Here is a 15,389-nt window from a genome sequence, read left to right as displayed (position 1 = left end):
GATATTAAAATGGAGTAATATGCGCTTTGGCAGGTTCTGTCTGGTCCTTATAATATGCTTGCTATGCAGCTTTGCGGCTTCCGCACAGATGCAAAGGGATACTATAGTGCGCAAAACTTCAAATCTTTCTTCATCTGCCGCGTCTGCCGGAAAATTATTACACAGACCAACCGTTGGCGTGGTGCTGAGCGGAGGAGGGGCAAAAGGCCTTTCTCATGTTGGAGTGCTTAAGGCGTTGGAGGAGAATAATATCCCGATAGATTACATTTGCGGAACCTCAATGGGGGCTATAGTTGCGGGACTTTATGCTATTGGCCTTACCCCGGATGAAATGCTGTATCTATTTAAGACTAAAGAGTTTGAGAGCTGGTACAAAGGAATGCCGGAGCAATCTTATGCCAGTTATTTTTATAAGCCTTCTCCAGATCCCACAATGCTTTCCGTTGCAATGGAGAGGAAGGAGGGCAAAAAAACAATTTCCGGGGATAGCTTAAGAAGTTCTGTCGGGAGAAAACTAAGCAAGCTTAAGCTTACGCTGCCAACCAGCCTTGTTTCTCCTTACCCAATGGATTTGGCTGTCATGCAGATATTTGCAAGTCCGTGCAAAGCATGCAAATATAATTTTGATTCTTTGATGGTGCCGTTTTTCTGCGTGGCTTCTGATATTCAAAAGAAGCAGGCATATATTGCAAGGAACGGAGACCTTGGTTCATCTGTCAGAGCATCAATGACTTATCCTCTTTACTTTAAGCCTATAATGATTGACTCCACGCTTCTTTATGACGGAGGCATTTATAATAATTTCCCATGGGAGCTGATGAGAGATTATTTTCATCCAGATTATATCATTGGAGTTCAGTGCGTTGTGGGTAACATAAAACCTGAGGAGGAGAATGTTACCACTCTTGTGAGCGGGATGTTGATGAATGATAGTGATTATAATATTCCCGATAGTCAGGGAATTGTAATTAAAGGGCAGTATCCTTTTGCCATTATGGATTTTGCAAAAGTTGATGAGATTTCTTCTAAAGGTTATGAGGTGGCGCAGCCGTATATTGCGCAGATAAAAGAGCGTATCACAAGGGAGAGAACCCGTCGGGAACTTGACTCTATCCGTCTGGCATTCAGAGAGAAATGTGGCGAGGTTAGGTTTAGCAAGAATGTGGAAATTACAGGAACTTTAAACCGTCATGAGAGAAGTTTTATAGACCGTACGATAAAAGAGGCTAATGGGAAAGATATTAGCTTTGACCAGTTTAAGAGGGGCTATTATAGAATTATTGCAAGCGGCGCCGTGAATACTTTTTATCCCTCTTTTGTTTATGATAAGAAGGACCCGTTGTTTAGAGAGAACGATTCTCTGTTTACTCTAAAAATTAGGGCGACAAAAAGTGCTCCGATGCGCTTATATATAGGAGGGAACATCTCATCATCCTCTCTAAATCAGGGATATCTGGGCTTTTCATATTCTCATCTTTCTGCAAATCCATGGAGGGCAAAAGCGGATATGAATCTTGGAAAATTTTACAAAGGCGGTTCTATTAAATGGAGGCAGGAAGTTGGAGTAAACCCAATGGCTTTTTATTATGTGGAGGCAGTTGGACATCAGTTTGATTATTACAACGGAAATCAAAATGTATTTACCGCGGATAAACTTCCTAAAGATGTGCAGGCCAAGGAGTTATTTATTAAAGGCGGAGTTGCTACTCCGGTCTCTTTTAAGAGAAATCTTTTGGCTCAGGGGGGAGTTGTAATAGGAAGAAGATATGTGAGCTCTTATCAGAAAGATAATGTGGCTTCCACTGATACTCCCGACAGGGGCAGCGTGTTTATTATCTCTCCAATGGTTACAATCAAGAGAAGCACTTTGAATTTTTTGCAGTATCCTACGGAAGGGGCCGACGAATTCATAAGGTTGCATTATATATATGGACGTGAGTCTTTTACACCCGGAAACACCAATACTTCTGCTTATGAAATATCCGGAATTACCCATCACATGGCGGCTTTGAGGTTAAAGGCGGAGAGATATTTTTCCGTTACAAAAGCATTTTCAATTGGGTATGATTTTGATGTTGTGTTGAGCAATCGCAACAAGATGAGCAATTTCTACAGCGCTCTTATGTTCATGCCTGCTTATGAGCCAATCCCTCATGCCACTACAATTATGATGGGAAATTACAGAGCAAATAGTTTTATCGGCGCGGGAATATCTCCTATCTTCTTGTTTACAAGGTCTTTATATTTGCATACAAAAATTGCCTACTTCAGGCCTTATGAACAAATTGTAAGGGCTGACAACGGGTGGGAATATACATACACAAAGAAATTTCCAAGCGGAGGATTCATTGCTAACTTTGCACTTGTTTGGCAGTCTCCTATCGGACCGGTTTCATTGTCCACTGCATATTACAGCAAAGGAGGGGCATATAAATGGTACCCGCAGCTGAACATTGGTTTTTTGATATTTAACAAGAAGGCCCTTGAAGATTAAAACTGTCGAGATTTAAAAGAGAATAAATGGGAAGTCCAATAAAAAAACTGGCAGGTGAGACCGCGATTTACGGGTTGAGTACAATACTGGCGAGGATTATAAATTTCTTCTTCGTCCCAATCTATACAAGAATTCTTACAACGGACGGCTATGGAGCATACTCTGAGATTATGTCCTATATTGCTGTGCTGCAGGTTGTTCTGGTGCTGGGGCTGGAGACGGGGTGCTTTAAATTTGCAAGTCATTCAGAGCATCCGGAGAGGCCGTTCTCAACAGCATTGATTACGGTCATAACTGTTGTGACTTTCTTCTTTATCTGTATGTTGCTCTTTGCTAATCCTATAGCGGGGGCAATGGGATATCCGGGCTACGGGAAGATGATAATCTACATTGGCGGAATCCTTGCATTTGATTCAGTCACAGCTATTTTCTTTGCAAGGCTGAGGTATTTGCAGAAAGCGTTTAAGTTTGCAATTTATAAAACCATCAAGATTTTAACTGAGCTTGGCGCCAATTTAATGTTGTTCTTCTGGGCACCGGCTTACTTTGCAAAACACCCACAATCACTTCTAGGACAGCTTATTCCAACAACGGTAGATTTTTCTTATATCATATTTGCGGTCTTTGTGAGCTGCGTTGTTTGCTTCATTTTGTTCATCCCGGATATGATAAAAATGAGATTGAAATTCAACTGGGATTTGTGGAAGAAAATGATGATTTATTCTCTGCCTCTGATGGTTGCAGGACTTCCCGGAATTATTAATGAGAGTCTGGACAGAATACTTTTCAGATTTTTTGTGGGACCTCAGTGGAGAGCTGACCTTGGAGTTTATCAGGCAGCCGTTAAGCTTGCGGTAATTATGAATTTGTTCATTCAGATGTTCAGATATGCTGCGGAACCGTTTTTCTTTGCAAGGGATAAAGAGAAGGGTTCCAAAGAGTTATATGCGAGGGTGATGGAATATTTTGTAGCATTCTGCATCTTTATTTTCCTGGGAGTTACGCTTTACATGGATGTGCTGGGATTAATTCTTGGAAAGAATTTCCGCGGTGCGCTTGGTACTGTTCCTATCATGTTGCTTGCATATATGATACTGGGAATTTTGTTCAATGTCTCAATGTGGTATAAGCTCAGCGGGCAGACAAAATATGCAGTTACCATAACATTGCTGGGACTGATTGTCACTGCTGTGGTGAATGTGATTTTCATGCCTCGCTTCTCATATTGGGCATCCGTTTGCGCTCACTTCCTGAGTTGTCTTACAATGCTGATTTACAGCGCATGGCTGGGCAGCAAGTATTATCCGATTCCTTATAAATGGAAGAAAATTTGCAGTTATGTCGGAGTAGGAGTTGTGATATACGGAGTCTCCATGTTAGTTGCCTTCTGCCTTGGCAAGACCGGACTTTCCCGCACACCTGAAATACTTGTAAAACTTGGAATCAACACAATTTTGATAGTTATATATCTTGCTTATGTTCAGCACAAAACAAAGCTGCTGAAATACAAATGGGCTCAGATATAGATTAAATATATCTGTCGCGACAGATATTAATTAAGAATGATTGCTCTGTAAAATACTGTTATTATGATAGTTAAAATAGTCAACACATCTGCTTACCCGACGCCTAAGTATGCAACAAGTTTATCCGCCGGGATGGACTTAAATGCTAATATTGATGAACCTGTGGTTATCAGGTCATTGGAGAGGGCTATAATTCCGACGGGATTATTTATTGAATTGCCTCAAGGTTATGAGGCGCAGATTAGACCGCGCAGCGGCTTAGCGGCAAAAAGCGGAATAACGGTGGCCAATGCACCCGGGACAATTGATGCAGATTATCGCGGAGAAATCAAAGTAATTTTAGTAAACCTTTCCAAAGAGCCATTTACTGTCAAGCCCGGGGAAAGAATTGCGCAGATGGTTATAGCTAAGTATCAGCAGATACAATGGAGTGTAGTTGACCATCTTACGGAGACATTGAGAGGAGAGGGAGGTTTTGGTTCCACAGGTCTTGGAGCAAAAGCGGCGACAGTTTCCGTTGCAAAAATTTCTAATGAAAAAGGAAAGCCGGATATTTTTAAGTTATATGTTCTTTACAAAAAGACAACAGGGCTTTGCACTGATACAAGGCAAATCACAAAAGGGTGTATGTTCTTTGCGTTAAAGGGAGAAATTTTTAACGGAAATGAGTTTGTACTCAAGGCATTAGATGCCGGAGCCGCTTATGCTGTTGCTGATGATGAGAAGCTTGTAAAAGAGGCCAAGAAAAAATATCCAAAGAAAATTATTTTGGTTGATGATGTACAGCGCACTTTGCAGCTGCTTGCAAGACATCACCGTTTGCAGTTTAAAATTCCTGTAATAGGACTTACCGGAACTAATGGAAAGACTACCACAAAAGAACTTATAACAGCTACATTAGCAACTAGATACAAAGTTGTCTCTACAATGGGGAATTTCAACAATGATATCGGAGTGCCTGTAACTTTGTTGAAAATAAATAAGGATACGCAGGTTGCCGTTGTGGAAATGGGGGCAAATCACCCGCATGATATTGGGACTTTGGTTAACGTTGTTTGTCCTACGTTTGGGCTTATTACAAGCGTGGGCAAGGCTCATCTTCTTGGATTTGGTTCCTTTGAAGGTGTTAAAAAAGCCAAAGGGGAGCTTTACGATAACTTGCAGGAATATAAGAAGATAGCATTTGTAAATGTGGATAATCCAATCCTTAAGGAGATGGCGGAGCAGAGGCCGAATATGCAAATTGTTCCTTACGGATTAAAGAGCAACTGCGCAAAAATTCTTAAGAATAAAGAGTCTGACCCGTTCCTGAAAATGGAGATGCCTGACTTATCAGGGTCTTCCAAAAATGGAAAGATGATAAGGATATCTACCCATCTGATAGGTGATTACAATAGCGATAATGTTCTTGCCGCTCTTTGTGTTGCCACGTATTTTGCAGTGCCTACAAATGCTGCTGTTAAGGCTATCGAGAACTACATCCCCTCTAACAATCGTTCTCAGATGACAAAAACAAAGCTGAACACTTTAATAAAAGATACATACAACGCAAACCCTACAAGCATGAAGGCGTCGCTGGAAAACTTTAATAATCTGAAATTTAAAAACAAGGTTTTACTGCTTGGAGATATGCTGGAGCTGGGGAATGATTCTGTGAAAGAGCACAAGATTGTTGTTGACCAGGCGCTGAAGATGAAACCAATAAAGTTAATCTTGGTAGGTGAGGAATTCGGAAAGGCATACAAGCAGTTGTATGAGAAAAGAGCTGACTGCATTAAAAACGTTAGCGGCATTGGGTCAAAAAATGCGGGTGCAAAGATTTCCGGAGGGAAAACTGTCGTTGAGCTTTACAAAACTTCCGCTGAATATGCAGAACAGCTTAAGAAACAGCCTATTAAAGGGTGTTCAATTCTAATTAAAGGCTCTCACGGGATAAAACTTGAGACACTGTTTGATTTGCTATAGGAAATTGCTTTTTCTTTTAAAATATTTGACAAAACGTTTAGGGTAAAACCATATATGGGTTCTTTATATGTGCTAACTCTGGCGTTGTGATGAAAGGTATTGTTACATGTCGCAAGAGCATAGTGAAAATATAGGTAAGGAAATATTTTTTAAAGAGCTATATTTCAAGTACTTTAATAGGGTGCGTTATTATGCCTATTGTTACTTGAGAGATATGTATGATGCCGAAAATGTAGCGCAAGATGTTTATGTATCATTTTGGGAGAAATTTGATGAATTACATGTTTCCGGTGAACCTGTATATTTATTGTTGTTGATGGCAAAGTGGAGATGCCTTAACATTATGAGGAGAGATAAGAGAGATAAGCTGTATAAGAACTCATCTGTGAAGCACGACGGAGATTCCATACGGTACTTGGCTCTTAGTGATGAGAGTTCCGTGAGATTGCAGTGTAAGGAAATTTACAGATTGTATGACCTGGCCCTGTCGGAAATGTCCCCTAAAACTAGAGAAACATTTTTGATGAGCAGAAATAATGATCTAAAATATAAGGAGATAGCGACTCTTTTAAATGTTTCTCAAAAAACCGTTGAATATAGAATAATGAGTGCATTTAGAGTATTACGTAAATACCTTGGGGAATATATAAGGCTAATTGTTTTATTTTTATGAACAAATATTTAATATATAAATATTTAAAGGGAGAGGCCTCTAAGCAGGAGCAAGATGCCTTAATGAAATGGGTAAGCGAGAGTGCGGAAAATGAGAAATTTTTCACTCAGCAAATGAATTTATGGGTTGCCGGCACATCTCCTGATACAAGAGCAGAGGAGAAAGGGTATGACGTCATAATGAATAAGATACATGATAAGGAGGACCATGCGGCAGCGGTCAATAAGCATAAATTTATTTGGTATGCAGCCGCCGCAATTATTGTGTTGCTTGGTCTAAATATAATACAATTGCTGTTTAAAGATGAGAAGAAGCCAATCGGCAATGATGCTAAATTATCACAGTTGTATAGCAACGTGACTCCTGTTAATGAAGTTTACACGGTGAAGGGGACTAAGGCAAAAATCATTTTGCCTGATAGTTCTGTTGTGTGGTTAAATTCAGATTCTAAAATTAGTTATCCTAATGCTTTTAATGCCGAGAGCCGGAATATTCAGTTCTCCGGAGAGGCATACTTTGATGTCGTTCACAACCCACAGCGGCCAATGATTATAAAAACGAGCAAAGGGTATTATTATAAAGTTTTAGGAACAAAATTTAATCTAAAGAGTTATGATAATGATCAGGATGTTGAAATAACTCTTTATTCCGGGAAAGTGCAAATATTTGATACTGACAAGAATAACAATACCATGCTCACGGAAATGCAGCCAAATAAAATAATGGTATTAAAAAAAGCTAGTGTTGTTTCTACATCTCAAGTATCGGAGCCTAATCAGAATTCACAGTGGAAAGAGGGTATCTTGGATTTTAATGATACCCAAATGTCTGAAGTTATTAAAATGCTGGAAAGATGGCACGGCGTAAATTTCATTGTTAAAGACCCCCAAATTCTAAATTATAGATTTACAGCAAGATTTAAGTCAGAGTCCATAATCCAAATATTGGATTATATCAAGATGACGACTTTCATTGATTATTCCGTAGAAGGAAATACTGTTACATTAAAGAGAAGATAAATTTAGGGTATTTCCTTTTTTTGGTTATTACTTTTTAAACACCTAGTAACTATGAAAAAAGAACATTTCTCTAAAATTATTGTGGGATTTGTAATCCTGCAGATTGCGTGTCTTGTTACAGCTTTTCCTTTGCATGCACAAAGGGTTGACATTCATGAGAATGGAACGACAATCAAAGAAGTGCTTAAGGAAATTACTAAACAGACCGGTTATAATTTTATCTATTCTGATTTGCTAACTGAGCTTAATAAGAAAATTGATTTTTCTTATAGATCGGATAATGAACCTATAGATAAAATATTGAACAAACTTTTTGATGGAACAGGAATTCTTTATTCTGTCAAAGAAAAACAAATTGTCTTACAAACAAAGGCTTTGAAAGCTCCCAAGCTTATTAATGTACGAGGAGTTATTAAGTCTGCCGAGGGGGGCGAGCCGCTTGGTTTTGTAGTGGTTTTTTCCAAATCTACTCATGTTAACACGGCATCAGATGCGCAAGGCAATTATTTTATTAAAGTTCCTGATGATGCAGTATTGGTTTATAATTTAATGGGTTATGAGCCAATAGAAATTAAAGTTGGGAATCGTTCTGTAATTAACGTGATTCTCCAGCCAGCCAAAACTGTCTTGGATGAGGTAATGGTGGTAGCGTATGGGACAGTTAAGAAAGCCTCGTTTACTGGGTCCGCTGCAACCGTGGGGAAAGATAAATTTAACGACAGACCTTTGACAGAAATTTCACAAGCTCTTACTGGCACGACTGCCGGTTTGCAGATAGAGACCTCTAACGGACAGCCTGGTTCTACCCCGAATATTAGAATAAGGGGAATTGGTTCTTTTAATGCAAGCAATGATCCTCTTGTAGTATTGGACGGCATGCCTTACGATAATTCACTGACAAGTATTAATCCTAATGATATTGAGAGTATCACCGTACTTAAAGATGCTTCATCCGCAGCTCTTTACGGCGCACGCGCAGCAAATGGAGTTTTGCTGGTCACAACCAAGAAAGGTAAATTCGGCGCGACAAGAATTAGTGTAAAGTACAATCTTGGTCTTACTACAAGACAGACAAAAGATTATAAGACAGTTGGCATGAAAGATTATATGAAATTGTATTGGGAGAGTGAGCGTAATAGTCTGATGTACAGCGGGGCCACATTGGAAGAGGCTAATGCCAAGGCAGGTGCTGCATTGCTGGCCGGCATGTCTTACAATGTGTTTGACATGGGCGCAGACCAATTATTTGTTAATAATTCCGGGGAACTAAATCCTAAAGCAAAATTATTGTGGGGAGATGATTTAAATTGGAAGGATGCTATTGAAAGGGTCGGAGTTCGTCATGATGTTGCTGTCTCTCTTTCCGGGGCAAATGAAAAAACAGATTATTACGCATCTGTCGGATACACAGATGATAATGGGTATATAGTTGGTTCTTTGCTAAGAAGATATTCATCTGAGGCTAACATGAATACTCAAATAAAAAAGTGGCTTAAGGTTGGGGCAAATCTAAATGCTTCTATTACAAATTCAGAAGGGAATCAAAATGAATCCAGCGGCAATAATTCAAATCCTTTTAGATTTTTGAGGTATGTAGGCAATATATTCCCGATACACTTGCACAATCCAAATACCGGAGAATATATCTATGATGATAATGGGAACAAGTTGTATGATTTTGGCGTAGGCTATACAATGGCTGACGGTACGGTGATTCCAAAAAGAGATTATGTTTCCGGTAATAATCCTGCAATTGAGTTAAAAAATATTTATGACGGATATAGAAGGAATACAATCAACGCTAAAACATATGTTGAAGTAAAATTCTTAAAAGATTTTAAGTTTTCTGTAAATGTTGGCGTGGGAGAGAATATGTACAGAGGCTGGAACGGAACTTATGTTTACAAAGAAAAAGGCAATGCCGGAACATCTTACAAGTCAAATTCAAATACTACGACGTGGACTGCAAATCAAATACTTTCTTATGCAAAGGAAATTGGCAAACATCACTTTGACTTAATGGCCGGGCATGAAAGTTATGATTTTAAGTATAGTAATCAGTCTTCTTCTATGAAGTCTCAGATTATTAAGGGTTCAAATTTTGAGTTTAAGAATTTTGCTGAAATCAACGGTATTCCTACTTCTTATGAGGATAATTATGATGTTGAGGGTTATCTATCAAGAGCTAACTATGATTATGATAATAAGTACTTTGCATCAGCTTCTTACAGGAGGGATGGTTCTTCTAGATTTTACAAGAGTGTGAGATGGGGGAATTTTTGGTCAGTAGGAGGAGGCTGGAGAATTGATAGGGAGGCGTTTATGAAGGATGTGAAATTTGTAGACATGCTTAAGCTGAGGGTATCATATGGCGTAGTCGGTAATGATGATTTGGAAAGTTATTATCCGTGGAGAGCAACATATTATCCATATCCAAATGGTTCTGAGCCGGGATTCCTTCAGTCTTCTCTAGGAAACAAAGACTTATCTTGGGAGGTTTCTCATAATTTTGATGTTGCAGTAGAATTTAGTCTGTTTTCTTCACGCCTAAATGGTTCTTTGGAATTTTTCAACAGAGTGTCCAGCAATCTTCTTTTTGAGGTGCCTCAGCCGCTTTCTGCAGGCGTTGATTCAAAGAGCATTAATGCTGGTACAATGTATAACAGGGGATTGGAGATTACGTTAGACGGGGATATTTATAAAACTAAAGATTTCAGGTGGTCCGCCAACTTTAATGCAACTTATATTGTAAACAAAATCAGCAAGCTGCCGATAGATCCTTATAAATCATCTATGTATAGGATAGAAAAAGGACATTCAAGATATGAATTCTGGTTGCGCCAGTGGAGAGGAGTTAATCCTCAAACAGGTTATAATCTGTTTGTTGCTGATGTTGACAATCCTGCCTTTGTTTGGGATCCAAATGAATTAGTGGATTTCCATGGGGTAAAGTGTACTGAAAATGTTGAACATGCAAAATTTGACTGGAGCGGTACGGCAACCCCTAAAATTACGGGTGGCTTTGGTTCTGCAATCAATTGGAGAAATTTCTCATTCTCATTTAATTTCTATTATCAGTTAGGAGGGAAATATTATGATAGTACATACGGGTCATTAATGTCTGTCGGGACATCATCCTTATCTTATCAAAAATTGCACAAGGACCTGCTAAAGCGTTGGTCATCTGTTGGCGATATCACAAACGTGGCAAGATTGTCAAATGGAACTGACTCAAAAAATATAGATGCAACAACATCTTCCAGGTGGCTTGTTTCTTCTAATATGTTAGAACTAACTAATTTATCGTTATCTTATTCTGTGCCCGGCAAGTTCCTTAAGAAGTTGGAAATTGCAAGTGCTAAGTTGTATTTTTCAGCGGATAATCCATTTTTGTTTACTAAACGCAGAGGTATGTTCCCTCGCAGAAATTTATTATCCGGATATGATGGAAATGCAGACATTTATTTGCCATCCAAGACATTTTCATTTGGAATTAACATAGATTTTTAATTGAATTGACCATGAAAAAATTAATAATACTTACGGTGATAAGTTCAATATTTGTGCTGTCATCTTGTAGTAAAGATTTTTTGGATACACAATCAACTTCCTCTGTGGATCAGACTCAAATCTTTGCAACTACGGAAAACGCAATGTCTGCCATTAATGGAATTCACAGACTTATGTATAAACAGGGAACATCCGCACCTCAGTGCGGTTACGCAACCTACATGCTATGGATGGAAATGATGGGAGAGGATTTGGTTTATACTAAAGGTAATGCACAATGGCAGTCTCAGGCAAAGTGGTCATTGCATAGGAATACGGCTTCTACTTTAAACAGGTATCTGTACGGTTATTTTTATGATATTATTTGTAACGCTAATCTTATTGTAGAAAACATAGATAATGCTCAGGGAACTGATATGGAAAAGAATTATATAAAAGGGCAAGCCTTGACTTACAGAGCCTTTGCGCATTTCTGTCTTGTGCAGTTGTATGCGGAAAGATATTATCCGGGGAAGCAAAATACTCAGGATGGAATTGTTCTAAGATTGAGCACCAGCCTTGAGCCTAAAGCGCGTTCAACAGTAGAAGAGACATATGATGCAATCAATAAAGACCTTGATGATGCTATTGAACTTTTAAAAACGGTCACTACAAAAAGAGCAAATATTACCCACATTGATGTTAATGTCGCAAGGGCAATTAAGGCCAGGGTATTGTTGACGCAAGGACGCTGGCTGGATGCAGCTGAGATGGCAAAGCTTGTTGTTGATAATTCAGGGGCAAAATTGCTCTCAACCATGTATGATTTTAAGCAGGGCAGAATGTGTACGGCAAATGAAGAATGGATTTGGGGAAAGATAGGTCAGCCCACATTGGAAACTGGAACACTAACTAATTTTTTCAGTTATATATCCAACACTAATGTCTCATATAACAAAAATACTCCTAGAGCTATTTATAATCTCCTATATAACAGAATTAGTTCTACGGATGTGCGTAAAGCATTATGGCTTCCGGATGCGCCAACCATGTCAAAATCTAGTATTGCATATCCTCCTTCCGGAAATATTTTTAAATGGATGAGCCAAAAATTTATTGTGGATTATACTGACAATAAATCAGCTTCTTACAGCGGCGCATTATATACTGCGGACCTGGCATACATTAGGGTAGCGGAGATGATACTTATTGAGGCTGAGGGTTATGCGCGTGCAGGCGGTAATGATGATAAGGCGGCAGATGCTTTATATGTACTTGCAAAAAATAGAGATCCGCAATATGTACGTTCATCAAATACAGGTGCTTCTTTGATTGATGAGATAATGTTCCAAAGAAGGATTGAGCTTTGGGGAGAGGGCTTTAGATTTACTGATTTGAAGAGATTAAATATGAACTTGGATCGCGGACCCGCTCCAAGGGCAGGATATAATCAGGGAGGCAGTGCAAATGGGTGGAAAAATGGTAAAAATCCTACTAAGCTAGATCCTTTAGCTTCCAATTATAATATGTACGATGACCAGGGATTAGGTGAGGAGAACAGGTATAGGGATGCAAGCAGTTTGGAATGGCAATTTGTTATCCCTCAGGCAGAGATTGATTATAATCCTTTGTGCAATCAAAATCCTATTTAATTAGAACGGCTTTTATATGAATTAAATATGAAAAAATGGTATTCTTTTCTGATTATCTGTATTTTATCTGTTAATTGCCTGTCAGCGCAATCTTCAAGTCAAACCGTGTTAACCGGAATTGATTATTTTATTCCGCAGGGTAATTACCGGTTTAATTCTAACATACCAACCCCAAAATCTGTATTGGGTTTTGAAATTGGAGAGCAATATGTCGACTGGAATGATGTCCTAAAATACATGTATGATCTTAAGAGCGTTTCTGATAGAGTTTCTATAAGAGAGTATGGAAGAACCTTTCAACATCGTCCTTTTATCCAAGTGATAATTACATCTGCAGAGAATCAAAAAAAATTGGAACAAATTAGAGAAGAACATTTATCCATTACAGATGTGTCACTTTCTAATAAGTTGGATATTAAAGAGATGCCTGTTATTGTCAACTTGATGGGATCCATTCACGGCAATGAGCCGTCCGGTGTGAATGCTTCTTTAATTGCTGCCTATTTTTTTACAGCCGCAGAGAGTGAAGAGGTTACTAATCTTCTTAAAAAGACAATATTGATTATTACACCTGGACAAAATCCTGATGGAATTAACCGGTTTGCAAGTTGGGTGAATTCTAGCAGGAGCTTTACGGAGAGTGCAGATTTAAATTCCAGAGAATTTAATGAAGCCTGGCCAAGCAGCCGCACAAATCATTATTGGGCGGACAGCAACAGGGATTGGCTTATGTTGCAATATCCTGAGGGCATAAATGCTGTGAAAATGTATATGAGCTGGATGCCAAATGTTGTTGGGGATTTTCATGAGCAAGGCGGGAACGGGAAAGGGTACTATTTTAGCCCAGGACATCCTTTGAGAACAAACTCTTTGACTCCGGAAAAGAATCAAAAACTCACATCTGAAATTACAAAACATATAGCGGCCGCTTTTGACAAAATTGGTGTATTATACTACTCCAAAGAGGGTTATGATGATTTTTATTACGGAAAGGGTGCCGCTTATGGAGATATGCAAGGGAGTGTTGCATTCCTTTGTGAACAAGTTGCCACAAAGGGATTTTTAAGACCTACGGCTTTTGGCAATGCCTCTTTTGCAAGCACGGTGCGCAATCAGTCTGTATCAATGATTACTACCGTATTTGCATCTTTTTCAATGAAGGATACGCTGCTTGACTATCAGCGTAAGTTCTATGTTAATTCAAGCAGGCAGGCAGCAGCAGATAAAATTAAAGGCTATGTTTTTAATTCCAGGGGCAACAAAGGCATTGAATATCATTTTCTTGAGACTTTGCAAAGGCATGGAATAGAAGTATATAAGTTAAAGGATGATTTAACTGTCGGGAAGCAAAAATATTCATCTTCAGACTCTTATATTGTTCCAACTGCCCAAAAATATTATTTTAAAGTCAGGACGCTGTTTGAAAATGTTTCAGATTTTCGCGACAGTACTTTTTACGATATTTCCACATGGACATTTCCTCATGCTTATAATTTGGAATATTCTCCGGTAACTGTACCTGTTTTAAATTTGCTTGGTGAGAAGGCAGACAAATTGGAATTCCCAAAGGGGAAAGTTATCGGAGGGAAGAGTACTTATGCGTATTTATTTGATAATAAGGAGTATTACACACCTAAATTAGTTGCCTCTTTGTTAAAAGACGGTATACTTGTGCGGGTGTGCGGCAAGCCTATAACATTTGCTGACAGCAGCAAGACGTTAAAATTCAGTTATGGAACTTTTATAGTGCCTGTTTCATATCAGAATATTACCTCTGAAGATTTGTATAAGAAAATCTCAGCTTATGCAGCGGAATGTGGCGTTACCGTGCACTCTATGAATAGCGGTCTTATGTCTGATTTAGATCTTGGCAGTCCCTCAATAAAAAATGTAAGAGTTCCAAAGATTGCAATGTTAGTAGGACAGGGAATGGGGGTAGAAGAATCGGGAGAGATATGGCATATGTTGGATCAAAGATTTAAGATTCCGATGACTTTAATGGATTTAAAGTCTATCTCTACGGCAGATTTGAGCCAATACAATGTACTTGTTTTTTCCGGTGGCGTTCCTGCTCAAAAATTTTCAGAAGCTGATATAGCAAATTTGAAAGAATGGGTTGCCAAGGGAGGGGAGGCTATCTTCCTGGGTAAGGCAATTGATATTGCCAGAGACGCAAAAATATCTGATATAGAGGTGGTTTCTAAAGATGAAAAACCTGGAGCAATATCAGGCGTTATACTAAATTGCAAGCTGGATAAAACCTCAGTGCTTGGATGGGGTTATTCTGGGCAAAACGTTGCTGTAATGAAAAATGGAACTAGGGTATATGGAGTAAAAGATGAAAAAGCAAAAGTTCCAATGTCTTATTTAAAAGATTCATTTTTATCTGGATGTATATCCCAAAAAGATATTATAAGACTGGGCGGAACTCCTGCAATTATTACGGAACCTTATAAAAAGGGACAAATTGTATTTTTTGCAGATGATGTAAATTTCCGGTCATATTGGTTTGGGGCATCCAAAATATTTATGAATGCAGTGTTATTTGGTGAATTGTTATGATTGAAGAGG

At 38.8% G+C, this 15,389-nt stretch carries 8 protein-coding genes; all 8 read left to right on the top strand.

Translation table 11 applies throughout. The features are described from left to right. Positions 1-88: 88 nt before the first annotated feature. The 8 genes from LKM37_01490 to LKM37_01455 all read left to right on the top strand — a co-directional run bounded on the left by LKM37_01490 (position 89) and on the right by LKM37_01455 (position 15,380). A complete protein-coding gene (locus tag LKM37_01490) occupies positions 89-2,494 on the top strand; it encodes a patatin-like phospholipase family protein (protein ID MCI1719693.1) in 2,406 nt (801 codons plus the stop codon). 26 nt (positions 2,495-2,520) lie between these two features. Further along, positions 2,521-4,020 carry an oligosaccharide flippase family protein gene (locus LKM37_01485; protein ID MCI1719692.1) on the top strand — a complete coding sequence of 500 codons (1,500 nt, stop codon included), beginning with the start codon at positions 2,521-2,523 and terminating at the stop codon, positions 4,018-4,020. A 63-nt stretch (positions 4,021-4,083) separates the two neighbouring features. Continuing rightward, positions 4,084-5,985: a dUTP diphosphatase gene (gene dut, locus LKM37_01480; GenBank protein MCI1719691.1), complete on the top strand. Its 1,902-nt coding sequence runs from the start codon at positions 4,084-4,086 to the stop codon at positions 5,983-5,985. 106 nt (positions 5,986-6,091) lie between these two features. Further along, a complete protein-coding gene (locus LKM37_01475) occupies positions 6,092-6,658 on the top strand; it encodes a sigma-70 family RNA polymerase sigma factor (protein ID MCI1719690.1) in 567 nt (188 codons plus the stop codon). Then, the gene (locus tag LKM37_01470) at positions 6,655-7,677 is read left to right on the top strand and encodes a FecR family protein (GenBank protein MCI1719689.1); all 1,023 of its coding nucleotides are present in this window, start codon (positions 6,655-6,657) and stop codon (positions 7,675-7,677) included. The genes LKM37_01475 and LKM37_01470 overlap by 4 nt, the downstream gene beginning before the upstream one ends. A gap of 51 nt (positions 7,678-7,728) precedes the next feature. Continuing rightward, positions 7,729-11,187, top strand: coding sequence for a TonB-dependent receptor (locus LKM37_01465; protein ID MCI1719688.1), 3,459 nt, complete (start codon positions 7,729-7,731; stop codon positions 11,185-11,187). An 11-nt stretch (positions 11,188-11,198) separates the two neighbouring features. Next, positions 11,199-12,818, top strand: a complete 1,620-nt coding sequence (locus tag LKM37_01460; GenBank protein MCI1719687.1) for a RagB/SusD family nutrient uptake outer membrane protein — start codon at positions 11,199-11,201, stop codon at positions 12,816-12,818. Positions 12,819-12,845: 27 nt separating this feature from the next. Further along, positions 12,846-15,380, top strand: coding sequence for a peptidase M14 (locus LKM37_01455; GenBank protein ID MCI1719686.1), 2,535 nt, complete (start codon positions 12,846-12,848; stop codon positions 15,378-15,380). Positions 15,381-15,389: the final 9 nt, after the last annotated feature.

It is taken from the genome of Bacteroidales bacterium (assembly GCA_022647615.1).
In the GTDB taxonomy this organism is placed as follows: Bacteria; Bacteroidota; Bacteroidia; order Bacteroidales; family UBA932; genus Egerieousia.
This window is presented reverse-complemented; position numbering and strand designations above follow the sequence as displayed.